Below are 21072 nucleotides of genomic sequence, written 5' to 3' on the forward strand. Positions count from 1 at the left end.
ATGACAAAACAGAGGCCGATAGTCCAGGCAAAACGAGGCAAAACCATACAAAATAAAGGGTCGCCGGAGCAGCTCCCCCTTCAGCTTGCTTCATGGCAAACGGCACACAAAAAATGGGCGCCCGAAGGCGCCCACTCAATCCCGTAAAACGTGACTGTTTACTTGGATGAGAACTTGTAATTGATGCCGACAGACAAGGCAGATACACTCTTGTCGTTGTAACCGGCGGTGGCTAACTGGCCGTTCCACAGACCATAGGCACCATTTTTGTCGTTATTCATCATCGTGTAAAGGGCGTAAACCTCGGCGGTCTTGCTCATCGCATAGGCTGCGCCCAGCGAATATTGCATGGCGCCCGTATCCGATTTACTGCCCATATCGCCTGCACCAGCCACCGCAGCCTTGAGAGTGGTATAGCCCATTTTGTGGGCCGCGTTCACATACCAAGCCTTGCGGTCACCATTAGCGCCGCCCTTGTCAGCCTTCTCCCAGACACCGCCCACCGTCGTACCCTGTCCAAAGTCCCACGACCCGCCCAGCCGGGTTGCCCTGGCGTCATTGGTGCCGGTGTAGTTGCCCTGCGACTCAAAAGCCGCCGCCAGATATAGCGGGCCATTGCCATAGGTCGCGTTCACACTGCCCACACTCTTGTCACCATCGCTGGTGGATCGAGGCAGATCATCGCTTTTATCGCTAGGCGCGTAGGCCCCCGACAGCTTGAATCCCTGCATTTCGGGCGAGGTATAAACGATGATATTGTTGCTGCGCTTATCGAATACCAGCGTCCCACCGATGTTGCCGATGATGGCATTGTAATCGGCCCGGGTATCGGCAAAAGCATCGATGCGCTGGGTCGCCAGCCGAAGAGGCGTCTCGATTTTGCCGATCTGCGCGGTACCAAAACCGCCGGTCAGGCCAAGAAAGGTATTACGGGGCCCAGTGGCAAACCCTCCCGTATCGAAATCCACACGCTGCTCGATCTGCCATATCGCCTTCAGGCCGTTACCCAGATCCTCGTCACCCTTAAAGCCAATGCGAGACACATTGTTCGTCACCGAAAGCGCGCTCTTGTCAGGGTTGGCAAGACCACTGCCCGCAGGAGGAGCAAGGCCCGTGTCATCATTATTGACATAATCCACGGACATCCGCGCCTGGCCATATACCTCCACTCCGGCCTGCGCGGCTAACGGCGTAGCCAACACACCAGCAACTGCCAAGGCAATTAGTTTCTTCTGCATTTGTACCCCTCTCAATAGTAATTAACACCTACACCCTCCCCCGGCACTCCCGAGGACAACGCAATCACCCCGTCTTAGCATATCAAGGCAAAAGCTCCTTGCATTCCGCTATATGAATCCTTGTTCGCAAGGTTTCACGAAAATTTAATATATGCAAACGCAAGACTGTACCGAAAGGTGTCCGTCACAGCAACAGCAAAAAATGTAGGCTGGGTCCGGAGCTTGCGCTCCTTGACCCAACCTACGTCACTCTCTCAAATGAATAAACGCAAAAAAAACGGGCGCCTGATAAGGACGCCCGTCGAATTACTGCTTTTATTACGCGCGACTCGCGGCGAACCGTGATGCGGCGGGAATCTCCCCCGCCGCACCACATCACTCGCCACTTGTCATGCGCGATCTGTCACCGTCTTACTTGGACGAGAACATGTGCTTGATGCCGAGCGAGAAGGACGATACAGACTTGTCGGCATAACCTGAAATGCTCTCAAGACCATAGGCGCCGAACTTGTCGTTGCTGACCTGGGTGTACAGGGCATAGGCCTCGGTGGTCTTGGACAGGTCGTAGCCCGCGCCGACTGAGAACTGCTGCGCGCCGGTGTCGCTAAGCCCTGTGCCACTCCACTTATCTGCGGAGCCATAGGCGGCCTTGACGTTAAAGGCATCCATCTTGTGCATACCGCTCAGGTACCAGGCGTTGCGATCACCCATGCTACCACCCAGATCCATGTTCTCGAACAACGCGCCGATGGTGGTGCCCTGGCCGAAATTCCAGCCGCCGCCCACTTTCCAGGACTTGGTGCTCGGGGTGCCGGTGCCGCCGCCCAGGCCAGCCTTGTTCAGAGCCTCATAGGCCGCCGCCAGGAACAGCGGGCCGTTGTCATAGGTACCGCTCAGGCTATAGGCGTCCTTCTTGCCATCATCCTTGGTGCGCGGCAGGTTGTCGCCAGAACCACCGACCAGATCATTATAGTTGGCGACATAAGCCAGCGTGCCCTGGAAGCCGCTCATGCTCGGCGTAACATAGGCCAGCGAGTTGTTGGTGCGCAGGTTGCCAACGTTGGTGTCACCGGTCAGTTGCCCGGCGCTGCCGACGCTGCCGACGATGGCATTGTAGTCCGCCTTGGTGTCCTTGAACACATCCAGGCGCTCGGTGGAGGTGCGGTAGGGGGTGCTCAGCTTGCCGGCCAGCACTGTGCCGAAGTTGCCGCCCAGGCCGAGGAAAGTGTCACGTGCTTCGTTGCCCCACGTGCCGCTGTCGAATTTCACGCCCTGCTCGATCTGCCACAGACCCTTCAGACCGTTACCAAAATCCTCGCTGCCCTTGAAGCCGATACGTGACTTGTTGCTGGAGACGGAGAAGGCGCTCTTGTCATCGCCGGCAATCGGGGTGTCGTTGTTGCTGTAATCGACCGACATGCGGGCCTGACCGTAGATCTCGACATCAGCCTGCGCGGCCAACGGGGCAGCCAATACACCGGCGACAGCCAAAGCAATCAGTTTTTTCTGCATTTGTAAATTCTCCCTTGAGTGTAGGTTGGAAGGTCACGTTGTAAAGTGACACAGCTTGGACTGTAATGAGGGCTTAGCGGAAATGCAACAACTATTTCAAAAAAAGCAACAGAGCAGGGAGTTGTGTTGTAAATATGATACAACAACAGTGTAGGGTGCGCCGTGCGCACCATATTATCTCGATGCTTGGTGCGCACGGCGCACCCTACAACTAACCGTAACTCGCCGTGACAAACATAGAGAGGGAGCCGCCGCGCTGTTACGAATACCCTGAAGGGCGGCGCGCAGTCTCCCCTCCAGGGAACAAGAAAATTTGGTTGCCTTTTGGTTCTTTTTGCAATACATTACAACCGTTATACTGCTCACAAACGTGGAGGACGCCATGGCAACTGCAATGAAACTATCGGATGAACTGGTGGAGGCGGCCAAACCCTACGCCAACGCAATGCACCGTTCCGTGCCCAAACAGATTGAATATTGGGCGCGGATAGGAAAGGCGGCCGAGGACAACCCGGATCTGCCCGTTGGATTCATCATCGATACCCTGGTTGGTATAGAAGAAGACCGGGCAGGAATGGGCAAGGAATACAAATTCGGATGAAGCTGGTCGCAACACCCCGATTCGAGCGCGCGACAAAAAAGCTCCGCCCAGACGAAAAGCAGGCTTTAGACAATGCAGTGCGAACCATCGCCGCCCACCCGGAAGCCGGAGAGATGAAAAAGGGCGACTTGGCGGGTATGCGTGCTTTCAAGTATCGCCACAACGCACAGCTTCTTTTGCTGACCTACCGTGTAACGGAAGACAAAGACGCTATCAAGCTTCTGTCTTTTGGATCACACGAGAATTTTTACCGTAACCTGAAGGCGTAGCACGGCATGAGCAAACGCAGAAATGGCTGGGGGACTAGGATTCGAACCTAGGTTGACGGAGTCAGAGTCCGCCGTCCTACCGCTAGACGATCCCCCAATTAAAGAAAGGAGATAAACAGAAGAGGTAACACCGCTTTACCCTCACCCCTCTCCCGATGACGGGAAAGGGGTAATGACTGAGGGTAAACCCGGATAATATTAGCGCTTGGAGAACTGCGGACGCTTACGGGCTTTGCGCAGACCAACCTTTTTACGCTCGACCTCACGCGCATCACGGGTAAGGAAGCCGCCCTTGCGCAGGGCGGGGCGCAAGGTTTCATCAAAGCCCAGCAGTGCGCGGGCAATACCATGGCTGATGGCGCCGGCCTGGCCGGTGTTGCCACCGCCGGAGACGGTGACGTTGACATCCACGGCATCGACCAGCTTGACGCTTTCTAGCGGTTGACGCACCAGCATGCGCGCGGTTTCACGGCCGAAGTAGTCTTCGATCGTGCGGCTGTTGATGGTGATCTTGCCGGTGCCGGAGCGGACGTAAACCCGCGCTGCGGAGCTTTTGCGGCGGCCTGTTCCATAATGCTGTGTTTGTGCCATATGCAGTTCCTGCTAAAAGTAATTACTATCAGATATCCAAAGGCTTGGGCTGCTGCGCGGCGTGCTGGTGCTCAGCACCACCGTATACCTTGAGCTTGCGGTACATGGCGCGACCCAGCGGATTCTTGGGCAGCATACCCTTGACGGCGGTCTCGATGACACGCTCCGGCGCTTTAGCCATAAGCTTGCCGAGAGAGATGGTCTTCAAGTTGCCGATGAACCCGGTGTGCTTGTGGTACATCTTGTCCGCGAGCTTGTTGCCGGTGAAGTGCAACTTGGCGGCGTTTACCACCACGATGTAATCGCCGGTGTCGACGTGCGGCGTGTACTCGGGTTTGTGCTTGCCGCGCAGGCGGCGCGCGATTTCGGTGGCAAGACGGCCCAGGGTCTTGCCGGAGGCGTCCACAACATACCAGTCGCGCCGGACGGTCGTTGGGTTTGCGCTAAAGGTTTTCATTGTGCTTCGCTCCAAAAAACTGCGTAAAGGGCGAGAATGTTACATGAGGGAGCGAAAAGATACAAGGGTGATTTAGCAATCATGTAGATCCGGCTTAACCACAACAGCAACTTTCACGACATCAGCCTGCGCCGCAGCAACACCGTGGCCAGCCAGAATGCGGCACCGGCGTAGAGCAGTGGCACCAGCAGGTGAAACACCGGGTCATGCAGCGGTTGCCCGGTCATCAGGGGGCGCACAATCTCCACCGCATGGGACAATGGCAGCAATTGCGCGCCTATTTGCACGGCCTGCGGCACACCTTCCAGCGGAAAAAATACACCGCTCACCAGGAACAGGGGGGTAATGACCAGCGTGAAATAGTAGATGAAAAAGTCATAGCTCTTGGCCAGCGCGGTAACCACCAGCGCCATGGCGCCGAAACACAAGCCGGTGACGAAGACCACCGGCAGCACCCACAGCGCCCCCCAGCCCTGCACCGCCCCCAGCGCCGCCGCCACGATCAGAATGGGGATTGCGCTGATAAGACTCTTGGTGGCCGTCCAAACGACCTCACCCAGCACGATGTCGTCAATATCCAGTGGGGCGGCCAGCATGCCGCCCCAGGTATTCTGCACAGCCATACGAGTGTAGGCGGAATAGAGCCCCTCGAAGGTGGCGGTGTTCATGGCGCTGGCGCAGATGATGCCGGATGCGAGAAAGACGATATAGGGCAAGCCCTTCACCTCGCCAACGAAACCGCCCAGGCCATAGCCCAGCGCGAGCAGGTACAACAGTGGCTCGCCGAAGTTGCCGATCAAGGCGGGGCCAGAAAGCTTGCGCCAGACGCGCAGATTGCGACGCCAGACGGGGAGCCAGCGCAGACTGATAACCGGCAAGGAAAAATTCATCCTTCGCGCAACTCCTTGCCGGTCAGCTTGATGAATACATCCTCCAGATTGGCGCGGCGGTGCATGAAGTGCAGATCGGGCCGCTGGCCAAGGGCATTCAGCAAGGGACGCTCGTCATTGACGTAGCAAAATACCGTCTCACCGGAGCGCTCGCCACGCTGGACGAGAGGACGGCCGATGGTGTCATACCACTCTTCTACGCCGCGGCCATGAATCTCCACCACATGCGGCTCGATATGCTGCCTGACCAGCTCGGCAGGGCTGCCGGTGACCAGAACATGGCCGTTATCAATGATCATCAGGCGGTCGCAGAGGCGCTCGGCCTCTTCCATGTAATGTGTGGTAAGGATCAGGGTCTTGCCCTGCCCAAGCAAGGCACGCAGACGCTGCCAGATGAGCTGGCGGGCCTGCGGATCGAGGCCGGTGGTCGGCTCGTCGAGAATCAGCAGTTCAGGGTCGTTGATGAGCGCTCGCGCCAGGGTGAGGCGCCGCCTCATACCGCCGGACAGGGTGCCGATGCCCGCACCGGCCTTGGCCTCCAATGCGGCAAACACCAGTAAATCGGCGATGCGCCCGTCAAGTTCAGGGCCATGCAAGCCAAAGTAGCTGGCGTAGGTGATGAGGTTTTCCAGCACGGTGAAATCGGGATCGAGGTTGTCCTGCTGCGGAACTACGCCGAGCCGCTCGCGCATCCTGCGCGCCTGTTGTGGTATAGGGTAGCCCAGCACGTCAAGAGTCCCCGCGCTGGGTGGCGTGGCGCCCATCAGCATACGCAAGGTAGTGGTCTTGCCCGCGCCGTTAGGCCCTAGCAGGCCAAAGCACTCGCCGCGCTGGACTTCGATGTCGATACCATCGACGACGGGCTGCGCACCGTAGTATTTGGTCAGGCCACGCGCCTCGACGACCGCATCTGATTCCATCCTTAAAACCTCTTTTTGTCCACGAAAAACACGAAATTCACGAAACAAAACAAAAACATGGATTGCTTCAGCAATTCACCGGATGGGTGGCAAGTAACACGCGATATGTATCTGAATATTTTCGTGTTTTTTCGTGACTTTCGTGGATAACTGAGTTTTTAGGTTCATTCTAAATCTTCAAACGCTCAACCACGCGACCATGATGCAGGTGCTCTTCGACGATCTCGTCGATGTCGTCCTTGTCCACGTAGGTGTACCACACCTCCTCGGGGTAGACGACGATCACTGGCCCCTCAGAGCAGCGATCCAGACAGCCGGCGTTGTTAATGCGCACAGCACCCTTGCCGTTAAGGCCCAGCTCCTTGACACGCGCCTTGGCGTGATCGCGCATGGCCTGGGCGTCGAAGTCCTGGCAGCAGGCGCTGCCGTCTTCGCGTTTGTTGGTGCAGAAAAAGACATGGTGACGGTAATAGGACATAGCGTTAAATTTCATGTTGTATGTGGTTTACCCACGGATTTTTCTGAAGAAGCGCCTATAGAAATTCAAATTCAAAACTGATCGCGTTCTGGCCAGGGTCGACGAGCTCCAGCACCACTTCAACGGGCTTTTGCGGCACCATGCCCTCTTTGATATTGATGGCTTTTCCAAGATATTCTACCGGCTGAAAACGGCGCGCCGCCACAACCTGGCCAGTAACAGTGGAGAGGCTCAATTGCAGCACCGGATAAGGCTGCGGGTAAGAGGTATTATTGATCAGGGCTGCCTTCACCAGGAGCGCATTTGCCGCGTCCGGATGGCTGCGCAGCTCGCGGTTCACCAGGCTGATGCGCTTGACATCGCGCATCAGCGGGATTTCGCAGCCCATCACCCCGCACATCGCCTCCAGACTTGGCCGCAGCTCGGGATAACGGGCGAGATCGTCGCGGGTGAAATAGACATACTGCGCCACCAGCAGAACAATCAGAAACAGATTTACCGACGTCCAGGCCAGCGTGCCTGCCCAGCCGCTCCGGACGGTTTCCGGCTCCACAGCACGTTCATACATGGTAATGGGCGGCGCGTTGACGAGATCAAAAGCCTCTTCAGCCTCTTCGGCGGGCGGCGCCACATTTGCCCTGCTTTCTATTTCTATTGGACCAGGAGAGATTGCGCCACCAACAGGGGTAACCGGCACTGAGGCAGCCACGGGCGCGAACCCTTCAGCCTGATCCGCGAGATTACCCAGCGCATCAAATGCGCTACGGCACTGCCCGCACCGCACCCACCCTTGTGCGACGGTGAGTTGCAGGGCGGTTATCCTGAAGATGGTGCTACAGTGGGGGCAGCGTGCGTACATGGCGGCGGCATCCTTTCATCCTAAGTCCGACAGATCCTTATACCAGACAGCCGCACCCATTCCTCCCGCTCAACCCTCGGGGCCATATCAAACCAGGGCTGGTAATGCCCGGCCACGTCATCCGACTGGCTATCGAGGACGCCAGACAAAACAATGCTTCCTCCAGGCCGCACCAGCTCTGCGAAGGGGGGCGCAAGGTCAATCAGAGGTTTGGCAAGTATGTTGGCGATGAGCAGGTCAACCGGCTCACCGGGAAAATGCGCGGCCAAATCCTTGGGGAGCACTGTAGTGATAACTGCGTCAACCGCATTCTTTTCGGCATTGAGCGTGGTAGCCAGCAATGCCTGGGGATCATAATCGACCGCCCACACCCGGCGAGCCCCTAGTTTTGCTGCGGCAACAGCTAGGATGCCCGAACCGCAACCGTAGTCGATAACATCCTTGCCCGCAATATCGTGCTGATCCAGCCATTCAAGACACAACGCAGTAGTAGGATGCGTGCCTGTGCCAAACGCTAGCCCGGGATCGAGCAGCACGTTCACCGCATCGGGTTCGGGTGGTGAGCGCCAGCTTGGGCAGATCCACAACCGGTCACCAAAGCGCATTGGGTGAAAGTTGTCCATCCATTCGCGCTCCCAGTCTTTGTCTTCGAGCGGGGCGATGCGGTGTATGGGCGGTTCGTCCTGACCCAGTGCGACACGCAGATACTCAAGCACGGCGTCAAGATCGGCATCCGCCTCGAAAAGGCCAGTCACGCTGGTTTGCGTCCACAATGGCGTGACTCCCGGCGGCGGCTCGTAGAGCGGTTGATCCGCGCCATCCTGCAGGGTCACGGCGCTGGCGCCCGCTTCGCTCAACAGGTCGGCAAGGTGCTGGGCAGTATCAGGTTTGGCGTTGAGCTTGAGTTGTAGCCAGGGCATTTTGGCAGCAGGGAAAAGTTACAAGGATTAGGAAGGATAACATACCATGAGCGTGCGTTTTATTCTGCGCTGCAAAAAGATAATTTCACGCAACGACGCCAAGGCACAAAGAATGCGAATTTTAACCTAAATGGACGCGGCCTTTAGCAACCCCTCGCGTTTCGCATCAAGAATCTCCAATACACGATAGATTTTGTAATTTCCGTCCTTCGCCTCATCCAAGAACCAAAGCAGTAAATCTGGAATACCATTGCCGTTGACATCCAACTCGGCTACCACCTCGATTGAAATCCGCCAGTCCTCAGAATCGGAAGTAATAGAGTATTGCCCTACCTTCCAGGAAATATCCGACAGCAACCTTGGTGTGTTGTGTTGAGCATCTGCCCTTTGATTGAACGAAGAAGGAAAACTGAGCACATCGAGACGATCAAACAAGACTTTCCCTAGTCTTTTTTCCCTCGAAAAAACGTGCGCTGCCGGCTTAGCTGCCTGGATAGATGAAAGTGTGGGGCATATCAGATACCCTCCTGCCATCGCTTGATTATTCACGCCCTCACTGATCGAAGCGTGCCTGCTTTCCTTCAGGTAAGCGATGCAATCACCCACCACCTTGCCTGAGTCAAATTGCAGGGGCGGGCGTTTCTTCGCCATCTCGACATTGAAAGACTGCCAGGCCTGCTTAACTGAAGGATTGTAAATTAAGACATCAGTCTGAACATTTTCCTGCCGATCGCATCCCGAGATCATCAGCGACAGACTGACGACAATAATCCCGAGCCTCATGCTCATTTGCTGATCAATTTCTTGAGCAGATCAGCTTCTTTTCTCCTTCGGCTGGGATAGGCATCGCCGAAAGAGTTCAGGATTTTTGCCGCCTCACCCCAATTTTGTGACGAAACGGCCTGCCAGAATTTAGGAACACGCACGTCAAGGCTGGCGCCATACTGAAAGGCCACTGAAGCAATCACGGTTTGAGCCTCGACCGGGAGGCTATCAAAGTGCAGCGTATTGGAATTATGGGCAGACGAAATGTATTTTAGCTTGACCTTTGTCAGCAACGATTTTTTCGCTGCTTTGTCGATTTGCTCAGCTTCGGCACTTGTAATCACCAAAGCCTTTTGTTTCAGAAAGGTAACGGCTTCAAGCCTCTTCTTACCGAGGTACGGCTTGAGCTTCTCAACCAGAGCCACAGTCAACCCTAAAGCCTTTATGTCTGCAACATTGCGCTGCCCCAAATCAAAGCCCGTAGCAATGGTAACGCCGCTATTACTGCCCCCGACCGCAGGAACATACCCAGTCGTCGTGCGCCCGCCCTCAAGTTGGCTTATGAATTTAAAATCGACCTTATCAACCATTCGATGCGGACAGCCTCATTATCAACTAACTTTGATGGCCCCAAAAGCAAAAAAGCGAGATCTCACAAAAACATGGTATTGCATCTTCGCACCTTTTCGATGCAAAGACTTACAACCCCAGCTTCTTTTCCAGATAATGGATATTCGTGCCGCCCGCAATGAAGGCCGCATCTTTGAGAATGTCGCGGTGCAGCGGGATGTTGGTGTTGATGCCTTCCACAATGATCTCGCTGAGCGCGGTGCGCATGCGCGCCAGGGCTGACTCGCGGGTGTCGCCATGCGCAATCAGCTTGCCGATCATCGAGTCATAATTGGGCGGCACCTTGTAACCGGAATAGATATGCGAATCGACACGCACGCCAGGGCCACCTGGCGCATGGTAGCGGGTGATCATGCCTGGCGATGGCATGAAGGTGGCCGGGTCTTCGGCATTGATGCGGCACTCTATGGCGTGGCCGCGCAAGACGATGTCTTTTTGCTGATACGGCAACGGCTCACCAGCAGCGATGCGTAACTGTTCCTTGACGATGTCCACGCCAGTGACCATCTCCGTGATCGGGTGCTCCACCTGGACACGGGTATTCATCTCGATGAAGTAAAAGCGTTCATTCTCATACAAAAACTCGAACGTGCCCGCGCCGCGATAACCGATTTTCTTGCAGGCCTTGACGCAGATCTCGCCCATGCTCTTGCGCAGCTTGTCGGAAAGACCGGGCGCCGGAGCTTCTTCGATTACCTTCTGGTGGCGGCGCTGCGTGGAGCAGTCGCGCTCACCGAGATGAATCACGTTGCCGTGCTGGTCGGCCAGCACCTGAAACTCGATATGGCGCGGGTTCTCCAGAAATTTTTCCATGTACACGGTGGCATTACCGAAGGCATTGGCGGCCTCGGTTCGCGTCAGAGAGACAGCCTGCAACAGCGCGGCCTCGCTATGCACTACGCGCATGCCGCGCCCACCGCCACCGCCCGCCGCCTTGATGATGACGGGATAGCCGATGTCGCGCGCCATCGTGCGAATCTCCTGCTCGTCATCTTCAAGCGGGCCTCCGGAGCCTGGCACGCACGGCACACCGGCTTTTTTCATGGTGGTGATGGCGGAGATTTTGTCGCCCATCAGGCGTATCGTTTCGGGCCGTGGACCGATAAAGATAAAACCGCTCTGTTCAACGCGTTCGGCAAAATCGGCATTTTCGGAGAGGAAGCCATAACCGGGATGGATGGCCACTGCGTCGGTGACCTCGGCGGCACTGATCAGCGCAGGAATGTTCAGGTAACTCTGGGCGGCGGGTGCCGGACCAATGCACACAGATTCGTCGGCCAGCAATACGTGTTTCAGGTCACGATCCGCCGAGGAATGCACCGCCACGGTTTTAATGCCCAGTTCACGGCACGCGCGCAAGATGCGCAAGGCGATTTCACCGCGATTGGCAATAACGATTTTTTCAAGCATTCATCAGGCTCACTATAGGATGAAGGGAGTCAGATGAGACGGGCTGTACACCCACCCCTACTCAATGACAAAGAGTGGCTCGCCATATTCGACAGGTTCGCCATTTTCCACCAGGATGGCGGTCACTACGCCAGCCTTGTCGGAATCGATCTGGTTGAGCATCTTCATCGCCTCGATGATGCACAGGGTATCGCCAACATTGACGCGCTGTCCCACCTCGACAAAAGCCTTGGTGCCGGGAGAAGGGGAGCGGTAAAAGGTGCCGACCATGGGTGATGTTACGGCATGGCCAGGCGCGGTGGCTGCGGCCTCTTGCGCTGGCGCAACGGACGGAGCCGCCGCAGACGTGGCGACCACGGTAGGGGCTGCGTGGGCCTGCATCATCATCGGCGCAGGCGATTGGCCGTAACGGCTGATACGCACCGACTCCTCGCCCTCCCGGATCTCAAGCTCCGCAATACCGGACTCTTCAAGCAATTCAATTAATTTTTTAACTTTGCGTATATCCATAATTTACCCAAATTAATGTATCTATCAATTACCAAGGCGCGCCAAGGCAGCCTGCAGCGCCAATTCATAACTTTGCGGCCCGAAACCGCAGATGACCCCGACCGCAAGATCGGAGAAGTGGGAATGGTGACGAAACGCTTCTCGCGCATGCACGTTGGACAAATGCACCTCAATAAACGGGATGCGCACCGCGCTCAACGCGTCGCGTAGCGCGACACTGGTATGTGTGAAAGCAGCGGGATTAATAATGATAAACTCTATGGACTCCTGCTGGGCCGCGTGTATTCGCTCCACCAGCATGTGTTCGGCGTTACTCTGAAAACTGGCCAGGGTGTGGCCTGCCGCCTGGGCAAGCTCTTCCAGCCGTGCGTTGATAGCGCCCAGCGTCACCCGCCCATAATGCTCAGGCTCACGAGCACCCAACAGATTGAGGTTCGGTCCGTGCAGAACCAGTACCACCGCCATCTCGCCCCCTCCAAACACAGCAAGCAACACACGCGTATTATTTGCGTATGTTTTTTTAAGCTTTCTTATAGAAACCCGACGAGGTGAATTGTGCATGGCGGTGAGCGTTTTGTCCAGATCAAATGAAATAGACCGTATTTCGACGCAGATCGACGCCAGATGTTCATAGCAGGGGTTTGATAGTCTCCTCGGCAAGCTGACGGGACATCTCGCCGATCTGGCCGTAAATGACTCTGCCCTTGCGGTCGATGACGACGGTATAGGGCAATGCCCCCATCGTATTCCCATACCGTTCGGCGATGATCATTGCATCATCCTCCCCCACCAGAACGGGGTAATTGATCTTCATTCTGGACGTCTTCATAAATGCCTGGATCGCTTCAACATCGTCAAAGGCTACACCCACAAATTGCAGACCCTGCGGGCCATACTTCTTCTGCAATTCAATAAAAGCAGGCATCTCGCGGCGGCACGGCCCACACCAGGTAGCCCAAAAGTTGACCACCAGCACCTTGCCGTCCCAAGTGCTGATATTGCGCGATATGCCCTCCATGTCCGGCAATGCAAACGCCGGGCGCATCGGGCCTGCCTCCTGCGCAGGCGCGGGCATGGGCACAGGCGTAGCGCGCTTTTCCGCCGCATTGGCAGGCGTCACTTCCTGCAATCCCGCGAAAAAGTATTTGCTGGCCATGGCGCCGAAACCAAAAAACAACAGCGCAGCCAGTATCAACCCGGATTTTTTCATAATGTACGTACTCCCTGCTTCCTTCCAAGCGTCGCAGCAACATGCGCCTGAAAATTCCCTGCCTTCAAAAAACCCACTACGCGGCGGTCACGCTGCTCTGTGCCGTCGGGGCCAAAAAACATGATGGACGGCGGGCCAAAAATACCAAAGTGTTTGAGCAGTGTCTGATCTTCGGCGTCATTGGCGGTGACATCGGCCTGCAACAGCACCACACCAGCCAGCGCTTGCTGAACACCCGGATCAGAGAAGGTGTATTTCTCCATCTCCTTGCAGGAGACACACCAGTCGGCATAAAAATCGAGCATGACGGGCTTGCCAGAAGCGCGCGCCAGATCAATTTCCCGGTTCAATCCGGCCAGGCCTTTGATGGTCTTGAACGACAGCGGGGGGGCTTCGGCGGCGGACAGTCCACCTCCGGCGAATTGCACGCCGCGCAAGGGCTGGAATACATCCTTGCCGCCGCCTGCCGCACCGAGCATGATCAAGCCGCCACAGATCAGCAACACCAGCCCCACGCCCTTCCACAGCTTGCTCCAGCCGCTGGCCTCCGGGGGTTGCCGCTCCAGGGCGCCCATATACACAGCCGAAATGATGAGCAGCACCGCCCATAGCACCATGGTAATCTGCGGCGGCAGAATGCGTTCCAGCATCCACACGGCCACCGCCAGCAACATCACACCAAACACCGCCTTGATGGCGTTCATCCAATCCCCGGCCTTGGGCAATAGCTTGCCTGCGGAGGCGCCGATAACCAGCAGCGGCCCGCCCATGCCCAGACTCAGCGCAAACAAGGCAGACCCGCCAAGCACGGCGTCACCGCTCTGGCCGATATAAATCAGGGCGCCCGCCAGTGGCGCAGCAATGCAGGGGCCGACAATGAGTGCAGACAAAAAACCCATCACGGCGACGCCCGCATGGCTGCCGCCGCGCTGTTTGTTGCTCATCTCGGTCAGCTTGCTTTGCCAGCGACCGGGTAGTTGCAGATCATAGAAGCCGAACATAGACAGAGACAACAGCACGAACACGGCAGCAAAGCTACCGAGTATCCAGGGGTTTTGAAAAACCGCTTGGAGATTCCCGCCGAACAACCCGGTAACGACCCCCACAATTGTGTAGGTCACCGCCATGGCAAGCACGTAAGACAACGACAAAGTGAAAGCTCGGCGTGTAGTAAGCGCCCTGCCCTGCCCTACGATGATACTGGACAAGATGGGGATCATGGGGAACATGCAAGGGGTAAAGGCCAGCAGCAGGCCAATACCGAAGAAGCTGAGCAGGGTGAGCGCCGTGTTGCCGCTCGCCAGGGATTGGGCATAGCGGTCTTGCTCCGGGGCATCATCATTAGCGGCAGCAGGTGGCACAGAGGCAAACGGCGCGCTACCGCCAGGCAGTGTTAATGCAACAACCTTGGTGATCGGCGGGTAACAAAAACCGGCATCGGCGCAGCCCTGATAATGCAGCTCCAGATTGATGTCGGCAGGTGAAGTGGAGGTGCGCGTTACAGGCAAAGTGATGGTCAGCGGCTTGTGATAGACCTCAACTTGGCCGAAGTTGGGGTCGGTCTTGAATTCGCCGGGGGGGGCGGTAAAAGTGCCGAGACTGACGCCCGCGCCATCTTTCAGCACGAACGAAAATTTACTTTTATAGAGATAATAACCCTCGGCAACATCCCACCGCGCACTCACGGTAGTGGCATTGATGGCGTTCACCGACAGAACAAAAGCGCGATCCGCTTCCAGAAATTTTTCATCCGGCTTTTTTACGCCCAGCCGCTCGCCAAGAGAAGAAATCGCCCCGAAAAGCCCCTGCGAGGAAGCGTCCGCCACCACCGTCACTGGCATTACCACACCGGTGGCAAATAACCACAGCACCATCAAAAACCGCTTCACGCTTTCTATATCTCTCTATATCTCTTCTGAGGAATCAATCCAGGCAAGGTAGGCCGCCAGCCCAGTGTCAATGGAGACAGCGAGAATCTCTGGAAGTTCATAGGGGTGCATCGCCAGAATAGCCTCCTCAATCGCAGCATAATCCTCCACCCGCGATTTAATGAGCAGCAAATGCTCCTCTCCGGTCTGGCGCTCCCCTTTCCAGTAATAGACCGAACGCATGGTCGGCAGGATATTAACACAGGCGGCCAGCCCCTGATCCACCAGGGCGCCGGCAAGGGTATCGGCTACTCCGGGGTCCGGGCAGGTGGTAAGAACGATGTGGTATTTGTTATTCATCCCAAGAAGATACCGCATCCTTGCCGCCCGAGCAAAAACGCGTTAAACCATGAATCTTTTACGAAATCACTTGACGTAGGAAATTTGACGGATATCATTATTAGCACTCGTCGACGGTGAGTGCTAATTAACGCTCGCCGCGATGCTGAAACCGCAGCACACACGTGTTAAGTCTTTAATTATTAGGGAGATTACATATGAAAATCCGTCCTTTGCATGATCGCGTCATCATCCGTCGCATGGAGGAAGAGCGTAAATCAGCCGGTGGCATCGTGATTCCTGATACCGCAGCCGAGAAACCCGTGCGCGGCGAAGTGATCGCCGTGGGCAAGGGCAAGATCCTTGAAAATGGCGAAGTGCGCACCCTGGCCGTCAAGCCAGGCGACAGAGTGCTGTTTGGAAAATATTCCGGCACCGAGATCAAGGTCGAAGGTGAAGATCTTCTGGTGATGCGCGAAGAAGATATCGTCGCCGTCATCGAAGAGTAATATATAGTTCTCACGATCCTTTCATTATTTGATCAACGAATTCAGAGGGAATAACACATGGCAGCTAAAGACGTAAAATTCGGTGATGACGCACGTGTTCGCATGGTGCGCGGCGTTAACATTCTGGCCAACGCCGTTAAGGTAACACTCGGCCCCAAAGGCCGTAACGTAGTACTCGAGAAGAGCTACGGCGCCCCCACCATCACCAAAGACGGCGTGTCCGTGGCCAAGGAAATCGAACTGGAAGACAAGTTCGAGAACATGGGCGCACAGATGGTTAAGGAAGTCGCTTCGCAGACCTCCGACATCGCTGGCGACGGCACCACCACCGCCACCGTGCTGGCCCAGGCCATTTTGCGCGAAGGCATGAAGTCCGTCGCCTCCGGCATGAACCCCATGGACCTCAAGCGCGGCATCGACAAGGCCGTTATCACTGCCGTCGAAGCACTGAAGAAAATGTCCAAGCCCTGCACCGATGACAAAGCCATCGCTCAGGTAGGCACCATTTCCGCCAACGCGGATGAGGCCATCGGCCGCATCATCGCCGATGCCATGGGCAAAGTCGGCAAGGAAGGCGTGATTACCGTTGAAGAAGGTTCAGGCCTGGAAAACGACCTGAACGTAGTGGAAGGCATGCAGTTTGATCGCGGCTACCTCTCCCCCTACTTCATCAACAACCAGCAGAACATGAGCGCCGAGCTGGAAGACGCGTTCATCCTGCTGTACGACAAGAAAATCTCCAACATCCGCGAGCTGCTGCCGGTGCTGGAAGCCGTCGCCAAGTCGGGTCGCCCGCTGTTCATCATTGCGGAAGACGTAGAAGGCGAGGCGCTGGCCACCTTGGTGGTCAACACCATTCGCGGTATCGTCAAAGTCTGCGCCGTGAAGGCACCCGGCTTCGGTGATCGCCGCAAAGCTATGCTGCAGGACATCGCCGTCCTCACCGGCGGCACCGTCATCGCCGAGGAATTGGGCCTGAGCCTGGAAAAAGCCACCCTGAACGACTTGGGCCGCGCCAAGCGCATCCTTGTCACCAAGGATAACTCCACCCTCATCGACGGCGCAGGTCAAGCCAACGACATCGAATCACGCGTCAAGCAGCTCCGCGCCCAGATCGAGGAAACCACCTCTGATTACGACCGTGAGAAACTGCAGGAGCGTGTTGCCAAGCTCGCTGGCGGCGTAGCCGTCATCAAGGTCGGCGCTGCCACCGAGATGGAAATGAAAGAGAAGAAAGCCCGCGTCGAAGATGCCCTGCACGCAACCCGTGCAGCTGTCGAAGAAGGCGTGGTACCGGGCGGCGGCGTTGCGCTGATCCGCGCTCTGTTGGCGCTCAAAGGCCTCAAGGGTGACAACCATGACCAGGACATCGGCATCGCCATCGCACGCCGCGCCATGGAAGAACCGCTGCGCCAGATCGTCGCCAACGCCGGCGGTGAAGCCTCCGTGGTGCTCGACAAAGTGGCCGCAGGTGAGACCAGCTACGGTTACAATGCCGCCACCGGCGAGTATGGCGACATGATCGCCATGGGTATCCTCGATCCGACCAAGGTAACGCGTTCCGCACTGCAGAACGCCGCCTCCGTGGCCGGCCTGATGATCACCACCGAAGCAATGATTGCCGAAATGCCCAAGGATGAGAAGGGCGCGGCAGGCGGTGGTATGGGCGGCATGGGTGGCATGGGTGACATGGGCATGATGTAAGCCCCGGTCCGCAGAAACGGGAGCACTCCCGCCCTGCAAACCTGAAAAGCCCCGCCAGAAATGGCGGGGCTTTTTTTATGGCGTGCATTGCGGCATGGCAGCGCACGCCCACCAAGCTCGCCTAGGTGCACCTCATTCCTGCCGATTTCTGCCCTCCTTCCGTTGCATAAGCCAGCAGTACAACGGCCAGCGAGTGAAAAAATCTGTGTCACCGAGCAGTAATTCAATCATACAATAAAGAAGCTCGGGCAATACAACCCATCCATGCATCAGAAATGGATAGCGCGCCTGCACCGAATCCACAATACCTCATAAGGTAGAGTAAATATGGCTGGCCAGCAGATCATTGCCATCATGCCTTTGCAGCAGGTTGACCGTAAAGAAATACGTACCGCCAGGTACCAATCTCGTCGACAGTCAGGCATCGACCCCAGTAGCGAGGCAATGCACATACGGCGCAATGCCCTTCAGTTATTCCGACGCATGAGTACATATGATTGGATCATACTTAACAACCCCCCGAACCTGAACACAACATTCAGAATCAGGTTTTTCTACAGCGTCGTTAGAACTCGTAGGTGCAGCCATGCAGAGTCTCCAAACCGCATTGATTCAATGCCCGTACTGCTGGGAACAGATCGAGGTGGTCGTTGACTGCTCGGTTAGGCAACAGGAGTACGTTGAGGATTGCAGTGTGTGCTGTAGGCCAATCATCATTTCCGTCGTAGCGTCTCGAGGTGAAGTGGTTAGCATTGAGGGGCGAACTGAAGATGAGTGAGACCTGCAGTATGTCTGTCTTGGTAAACGGTTAACCGAGCTGCCTGCGCTGCCGAAAGGCGCGCCAGAGCCTCCGCAGAAAATAGCCGACGGCCAGCATGAATAGCGCCAGCAGCACCAGAAAGGTCATTGGATAATGCAATGCAAGCCATCCGCCAGACACCAGCAACGCCTCTTCACCCAGGGAGGCGGAACCGTTGGTCACCGGCTCAGGGGACGTATTGAGCATGGCCCGGCTACCGGCTTTGGCAAGATGCGTAGCCGCAGCAATGGTACCGCCGAGCAACAAGGCCGCTGATTGCATCGCCACGCCGCCGTCGGCAAAAAAAGTGGTAGCCAGAGACGCGCCGGCCGGAATGCGAATGAAAGTATGAACGGCATCGGAAATGCTGTCGATCCACGGCACCTTGTCGCCAAAAAATTCAGCCAATGCAAAAAGACCGGCAGTACCCATCACCAAAGGATGGGCCAATACGTCCAATGAAGGCGGCAAGAGAAAAAGATCCAGCCGATGAAGCGCCCCCAGCGCAAATACCACTGCATAGAGGCGCAAGCCCGCGCCTCAGGCGACGGCTGCCGCGATGGCGGCATTGGCGATGAGCTCCGCGCTCACAGCGGCATGGGTTTACCTTCGAGGAGCCTGAGCAAACCGCGCGCGATACGATAGAGCACCCACAGACCGGCAACCCAGGCAACAACCATGGCGATAGGGATACCCACGAAGGTAAGCGCAAACAGCATTGCGATAATTACCCACAGCAAGGCGAACCAAAAGGTCCGAATCTGCCAGCGAAAGTGAGATTCGAGATAGGTGCCGCGCGTTTCCTCGCGCTTCACATAATTGATGATGACTGCAATGATGGATGGCCATCCGGTAATAAATGCCGTGACCACAAATGCCGGGGTCAACACCCCTCCGACCGCGCTAAACGCGTGCAGCCCGTAAATCACATACGTCAGCGTCACCAGCCCATCGGATGCCGACTGTCGTGCATTTTGTTGTTCATCATCCATACTATTTTGACCTGATCATGACGCGATTACTTTGCGATGAAAGCAATAATGACGAGCCTATGTCATACCAGCAGTATCGGAGATAGCACGACGACACTGGCACTCACGTCGCGCGCCAAAGATAAAAACTCCATTTGCATGCGTTTGATTATGAGCATTCGCACCAGTCAAGTCCACATTTCCAGCACCTTCCCGTTCAGACTAAGGCGTCGATAAAAGTCTGCAGAGGGCGCAATAAGCGAAGGGTATTGCACTGGATGTTAATTTTCACAACGCAGGCTACTTGCTTTTGTATTCCGACATAGGTGTGTTATCGCACAGACATTTTCGGGCCGAAAGTACATAGTCGCGGGACTGCCACATCCGAGTCATAGGCCCGAGACGGTTGGACGTATTGCGGGTGATTTCTATTCTTACCACCTTGCCCTGATAGAGTACAGCATGTTGTAGCATGTTGATCTCAGTGAACTTACATAACGTAACAACAGAAAAGTCATTGGCTCATGCATTCAACAAAAACCTCTAACAACAATAACTCAACAGGAGAGCTAACATGAAACGATTCCTGATCGCAGCCGCTGTTGCCACCGCCACAGTCAGTCTTGCCATCCCGTCACTTGCGGCCGATGTCGGTGTTTCCATTAGCATCGGACAACCCGGATTCTATGGACGAATCGACATCGGCGACTATCCACGTCCACAAGTGATCTATCGTCAGCCAATAATAATCGAGAGGGCTCCGATGTACCGCCCGCCGATCTATCTACGCGTACCCCCCGGCCACGCCAAACATTGGAGAAGGCACTGCCACGAATACAACGCCTGCGGCGAACAGGTCTTCTTTGTGCGGGACGAGTGGTACAGCCGCGAGTACGTGCCGCGTTACCAGGAACGGTATCGTGATCGCCGAGATGGCGGCCGTGGCGAGCACAGGAATGATAATCGTGAGCAACACAGGAACGACCGACACGGAAATGACCGCGACCATGGCCGTGATCACCATGGCCGTGATGATTAAGCTATTGCCCACGTAGAATGTGGCGGAGCAGCAGGTCATTGCCATGCCTTTGCAGCAGGTTGACCATACAGAAATATACGTGTTGCTAGCACTCGCCATACTCTTGCGGTAACCTTGGACTCCATCGCGCCGCAAAGGAACCCCTGCATGGCCATCGACCGTCCAGAAGCCCACATCGAGCATGACGACGCTCCGGCGGGTGGATTCGGGGCGTTGCGTGGTTCGTTCCAGGCGTTCCAGCGCCAGGGTATTCCGTTAAAGATCATCGAGTCGTTTGCGAAAGCCAACAAACCGGGCCAGTTTGATTGTCCCGGCTGCGCCTTTCCCGACAAGGGCGGTGCGCTCATCGACAGTTGCGAGCAGGGTCAGAAAGCCATCGCATGGGAGATGACGCCCCGGCTTGCCGACGCGGTTTTTTTCGCGGCGCATCCCTTGGCCGAACTGCGCGACTGGACCGACTCGGCCCTCGAAAACCAAGGCCGTCTGGCAACACCACTGCTCTACGACCGTGCCAGCGACACCTATCGGCCGATTACCTGGGATCGGGCGTTTGCCCTGATCGGCGAGACGCTGAACGAGATCG

The 21072-nt window shown here is 56.2% G+C and carries 26 protein-coding genes and 1 tRNA gene; 7 read left to right on the forward strand and 20 right to left on the reverse strand.

All coding sequences use genetic code 11. The features are described 5' to 3' along the window. Positions 1-158: 158 nt before the first annotated feature. Positions 159-1238, reverse strand: coding sequence for a porin (locus M3A44_03970; GenBank protein MEQ6340816.1), 1080 nt, complete (start codon positions 1236-1238; stop codon positions 159-161). 411 nt (positions 1239-1649) lie between these two features. Next, positions 1650-2750 carry a porin gene (locus M3A44_03975; protein MEQ6340817.1) on the reverse strand — a complete coding sequence of 367 codons (1101 nt, stop codon included), beginning with the start codon at positions 2748-2750 and terminating at the stop codon, positions 1650-1652. A 382-nt stretch (positions 2751-3132) separates the two neighbouring features. Here M3A44_03975 and M3A44_03980 point away from each other — a divergent pair, with 382 nt between their 5' ends. Next, a complete protein-coding gene (locus M3A44_03980; GenBank protein MEQ6340818.1) occupies positions 3133-3351 on the forward strand; it encodes a ParD-like family protein in 219 nt (72 codons plus the stop codon). Beyond that, positions 3348-3620, forward strand: a complete 273-nt coding sequence (locus M3A44_03985) for a type II toxin-antitoxin system RelE/ParE family toxin (protein MEQ6340819.1) — start codon at positions 3348-3350, stop codon at positions 3618-3620. Before M3A44_03980 ends, M3A44_03985 begins: the two co-directional genes overlap by 4 nt. A gap of 23 nt (positions 3621-3643) precedes the next feature. On the opposite strand, the gene M3A44_03990 is transcribed toward M3A44_03985, so the two are convergent. From M3A44_03990 to M3A44_04065, 16 genes are all read right to left on the reverse strand, one after another. After that, positions 3644-3717 (reverse strand) — tRNA-Gln (locus M3A44_03990). Between the two features lie 101 nt (positions 3718-3818). Next, positions 3819-4211 (reverse strand): 30S ribosomal protein S9, encoded by a 393-nt coding sequence (gene rpsI, locus M3A44_03995; protein MEQ6340820.1) that lies wholly within the window; start codon positions 4209-4211, stop codon positions 3819-3821. Positions 4212-4239: 28 nt separating this feature from the next. Then, a complete protein-coding gene (rplM, locus tag M3A44_04000) occupies positions 4240-4668 on the reverse strand; it encodes a 50S ribosomal protein L13 (protein MEQ6340821.1) in 429 nt (142 codons plus the stop codon). A gap of 113 nt (positions 4669-4781) precedes the next feature. Continuing rightward, the gene (locus M3A44_04005; GenBank protein ID MEQ6340822.1) at positions 4782-5558 is read right to left on the reverse strand and encodes an ABC transporter permease; all 777 of its coding nucleotides are present in this window, start codon (positions 5556-5558) and stop codon (positions 4782-4784) included. Then, positions 5555-6478 (reverse strand): ATP-binding cassette domain-containing protein, encoded by a 924-nt coding sequence (locus M3A44_04010; GenBank protein MEQ6340823.1) that lies wholly within the window; start codon positions 6476-6478, stop codon positions 5555-5557. Before M3A44_04010 ends, M3A44_04005 begins: the two co-directional genes overlap by 4 nt. 169 nt (positions 6479-6647) lie before the next feature. Next, positions 6648-6956: a (2Fe-2S) ferredoxin domain-containing protein gene (locus tag M3A44_04015; GenBank protein ID MEQ6340824.1), complete on the reverse strand. Its 309-nt coding sequence runs from the start codon at positions 6954-6956 to the stop codon at positions 6648-6650. Between the two features lie 55 nt (positions 6957-7011). Next, positions 7012-7815 carry a zinc-ribbon domain-containing protein gene (locus tag M3A44_04020; protein MEQ6340825.1) on the reverse strand — a complete coding sequence of 268 codons (804 nt, stop codon included), beginning with the start codon at positions 7813-7815 and terminating at the stop codon, positions 7012-7014. Between the two features lie 20 nt (positions 7816-7835). Continuing rightward, positions 7836-8735, reverse strand: coding sequence for a 50S ribosomal protein L11 methyltransferase (gene prmA, locus M3A44_04025; protein ID MEQ6340826.1), 900 nt, complete (start codon positions 8733-8735; stop codon positions 7836-7838). Positions 8736-8861: 126 nt separating this feature from the next. After that, on the reverse strand, positions 8862-9524 hold the full coding sequence (locus M3A44_04030; GenBank protein MEQ6340827.1) for a hypothetical protein: 663 nt from the start codon (positions 9522-9524) through the stop codon (positions 8862-8864). After that, positions 9521-10090 carry a pesticin C-terminus-like muramidase gene (locus M3A44_04035; GenBank protein ID MEQ6340828.1) on the reverse strand — a complete coding sequence of 190 codons (570 nt, stop codon included), beginning with the start codon at positions 10088-10090 and terminating at the stop codon, positions 9521-9523. Before M3A44_04035 ends, M3A44_04030 begins: the two co-directional genes overlap by 4 nt. A gap of 109 nt (positions 10091-10199) precedes the next feature. Then, positions 10200-11540, reverse strand: coding sequence for an acetyl-CoA carboxylase biotin carboxylase subunit (accC, locus tag M3A44_04040; GenBank protein MEQ6340829.1), 1341 nt, complete (start codon positions 11538-11540; stop codon positions 10200-10202). 57 nt (positions 11541-11597) lie between these two features. Then, on the reverse strand, positions 11598-12050 hold the full coding sequence (gene accB / locus M3A44_04045) for an acetyl-CoA carboxylase biotin carboxyl carrier protein (protein ID MEQ6340830.1): 453 nt from the start codon (positions 12048-12050) through the stop codon (positions 11598-11600). Positions 12051-12074: 24 nt separating this feature from the next. Continuing rightward, positions 12075-12515 carry a type II 3-dehydroquinate dehydratase gene (gene aroQ, locus M3A44_04050; protein ID MEQ6340831.1) on the reverse strand — a complete coding sequence of 147 codons (441 nt, stop codon included), beginning with the start codon at positions 12513-12515 and terminating at the stop codon, positions 12075-12077. A 163-nt stretch (positions 12516-12678) separates the two neighbouring features. Beyond that, a complete protein-coding gene (locus M3A44_04055; GenBank protein MEQ6340832.1) occupies positions 12679-13260 on the reverse strand; it encodes a TlpA family protein disulfide reductase in 582 nt (193 codons plus the stop codon). Continuing rightward, positions 13257-15149, reverse strand: coding sequence for a protein-disulfide reductase DsbD (locus tag M3A44_04060; protein ID MEQ6340833.1), 1893 nt, complete (start codon positions 15147-15149; stop codon positions 13257-13259). The genes M3A44_04055 and M3A44_04060 overlap by 4 nt, the downstream gene beginning before the upstream one ends. Before the next feature lie 15 nt (positions 15150-15164). Further along, complete coding sequence (locus tag M3A44_04065) at positions 15165-15488, reverse strand: divalent-cation tolerance protein CutA (protein ID MEQ6340834.1); 324 nt, start codon at positions 15486-15488, stop codon at positions 15165-15167. A 197-nt stretch (positions 15489-15685) separates the two neighbouring features. Between M3A44_04065 and groES the strand changes: the two genes are divergently transcribed. The 3 genes from groES (at position 15686) to M3A44_04080 (ending at position 18458) form a co-directional block, all read left to right on the forward strand. Continuing rightward, a complete protein-coding gene (gene groES / locus M3A44_04070) occupies positions 15686-15976 on the forward strand; it encodes a co-chaperone GroES (protein MEQ6340835.1) in 291 nt (96 codons plus the stop codon). A 57-nt stretch (positions 15977-16033) separates the two neighbouring features. Further along, positions 16034-17680, forward strand: a complete 1647-nt coding sequence (gene groL, locus M3A44_04075) for a chaperonin GroEL (GenBank protein ID MEQ6340836.1) — start codon at positions 16034-16036, stop codon at positions 17678-17680. Between the two features lie 586 nt (positions 17681-18266). Then, a complete protein-coding gene (locus M3A44_04080) occupies positions 18267-18458 on the forward strand; it encodes a CPXCG motif-containing cysteine-rich protein (protein MEQ6340837.1) in 192 nt (63 codons plus the stop codon). A 30-nt stretch (positions 18459-18488) separates the two neighbouring features. On the opposite strand, the gene M3A44_04085 is transcribed toward M3A44_04080, so the two are convergent. After that, the gene (locus tag M3A44_04085; protein ID MEQ6340838.1) at positions 18489-19010 is read right to left on the reverse strand and encodes a DUF4126 domain-containing protein; all 522 of its coding nucleotides are present in this window, start codon (positions 19008-19010) and stop codon (positions 18489-18491) included. 56 nt (positions 19011-19066) lie between these two features. Next, on the reverse strand, positions 19067-19471 hold the full coding sequence (locus tag M3A44_04090; protein ID MEQ6340839.1) for a hypothetical protein: 405 nt from the start codon (positions 19469-19471) through the stop codon (positions 19067-19069). Between the two features lie 553 nt (positions 19472-20024). Between M3A44_04090 and M3A44_04095 the strand changes: the two genes are divergently transcribed. Together M3A44_04095 and M3A44_04100 are read left to right on the forward strand one after the other, a co-directional pair. Next, positions 20025-20489: a hypothetical protein gene (locus M3A44_04095; protein MEQ6340840.1), complete on the forward strand. Its 465-nt coding sequence runs from the start codon at positions 20025-20027 to the stop codon at positions 20487-20489. A gap of 147 nt (positions 20490-20636) precedes the next feature. Beyond that, positions 20637-21072, forward strand: a 436-nt coding sequence (locus M3A44_04100) for a CbbBc protein (GenBank protein ID MEQ6340841.1), incomplete at its 3' end; no start/stop codon positions are given.

Source organism: Gammaproteobacteria bacterium, assembly GCA_040183005.1.
Classification (GTDB): domain Bacteria; phylum Pseudomonadota; class Gammaproteobacteria.

Coding starts and splice junctions, on each gene's coding strand:
- M3A44_03985 (MEQ6340819.1), top strand. CDS start 3,348: ATGAAGCTGGTCGCAACACCCCGATTCGAGCGCGCGACAAAAAAGCTC.
- M3A44_04080 (MEQ6340837.1), top strand. CDS start 18,267: ATGCAGAGTCTCCAAACCGCATTGATTCAATGCCCGTACTGCTGGGAA.
- M3A44_04095 (MEQ6340840.1), top strand. CDS start 20,025: ATGAAACGATTCCTGATCGCAGCCGCTGTTGCCACCGCCACAGTCAGT.
- M3A44_04005 (MEQ6340822.1), bottom strand. CDS start 5,558: ATGAATTTTTCCTTGCCGGTTATCAGTCTGCGCTGGCTCCCCGTCTGG.
- groES (MEQ6340835.1), top strand. CDS start 15,686: ATGAAAATCCGTCCTTTGCATGATCGCGTCATCATCCGTCGCATGGAG.
- rpsI (MEQ6340820.1), bottom strand. CDS start 4,211: ATGGCACAAACACAGCATTATGGAACAGGCCGCCGCAAAAGCTCCGCA.
- aroQ (MEQ6340831.1), bottom strand. CDS start 12,515: ATGGCGGTGGTACTGGTTCTGCACGGACCGAACCTCAATCTGTTGGGT.
- M3A44_04035 (MEQ6340828.1), bottom strand. CDS start 10,090: ATGGTTGATAAGGTCGATTTTAAATTCATAAGCCAACTTGAGGGCGGG.
- M3A44_04030 (MEQ6340827.1), bottom strand. CDS start 9,524: ATGAGCATGAGGCTCGGGATTATTGTCGTCAGTCTGTCGCTGATGATC.
- M3A44_04055 (MEQ6340832.1), bottom strand. CDS start 13,260: ATGAAAAAATCCGGGTTGATACTGGCTGCGCTGTTGTTTTTTGGTTTC.
- M3A44_03980 (MEQ6340818.1), top strand. CDS start 3,133: ATGGCAACTGCAATGAAACTATCGGATGAACTGGTGGAGGCGGCCAAA.
- M3A44_04015 (MEQ6340824.1), bottom strand. CDS start 6,956: ATGTCCTATTACCGTCACCATGTCTTTTTCTGCACCAACAAACGCGAA.
- M3A44_04065 (MEQ6340834.1), bottom strand. CDS start 15,488: ATGAATAACAAATACCACATCGTTCTTACCACCTGCCCGGACCCCGGA.
- M3A44_03970 (MEQ6340816.1), bottom strand. CDS start 1,238: ATGCAGAAGAAACTAATTGCCTTGGCAGTTGCTGGTGTGTTGGCTACG.
- groL (MEQ6340836.1), top strand. CDS start 16,034: ATGGCAGCTAAAGACGTAAAATTCGGTGATGACGCACGTGTTCGCATG.
- M3A44_03975 (MEQ6340817.1), bottom strand. CDS start 2,750: ATGCAGAAAAAACTGATTGCTTTGGCTGTCGCCGGTGTATTGGCTGCC.
- M3A44_04010 (MEQ6340823.1), bottom strand. CDS start 6,478: ATGGAATCAGATGCGGTCGTCGAGGCGCGTGGCCTGACCAAATACTAC.
- accC (MEQ6340829.1), bottom strand. CDS start 11,540: ATGCTTGAAAAAATCGTTATTGCCAATCGCGGTGAAATCGCCTTGCGC.
- prmA (MEQ6340826.1), bottom strand. CDS start 8,735: ATGCCCTGGCTACAACTCAAGCTCAACGCCAAACCTGATACTGCCCAG.
- rplM (MEQ6340821.1), bottom strand. CDS start 4,668: ATGAAAACCTTTAGCGCAAACCCAACGACCGTCCGGCGCGACTGGTAT.
- accB (MEQ6340830.1), bottom strand. CDS start 12,050: ATGGATATACGCAAAGTTAAAAAATTAATTGAATTGCTTGAAGAGTCC.
- M3A44_04020 (MEQ6340825.1), bottom strand. CDS start 7,815: ATGTACGCACGCTGCCCCCACTGTAGCACCATCTTCAGGATAACCGCC.
- M3A44_04090 (MEQ6340839.1), bottom strand. CDS start 19,471: ATGGATGATGAACAACAAAATGCACGACAGTCGGCATCCGATGGGCTG.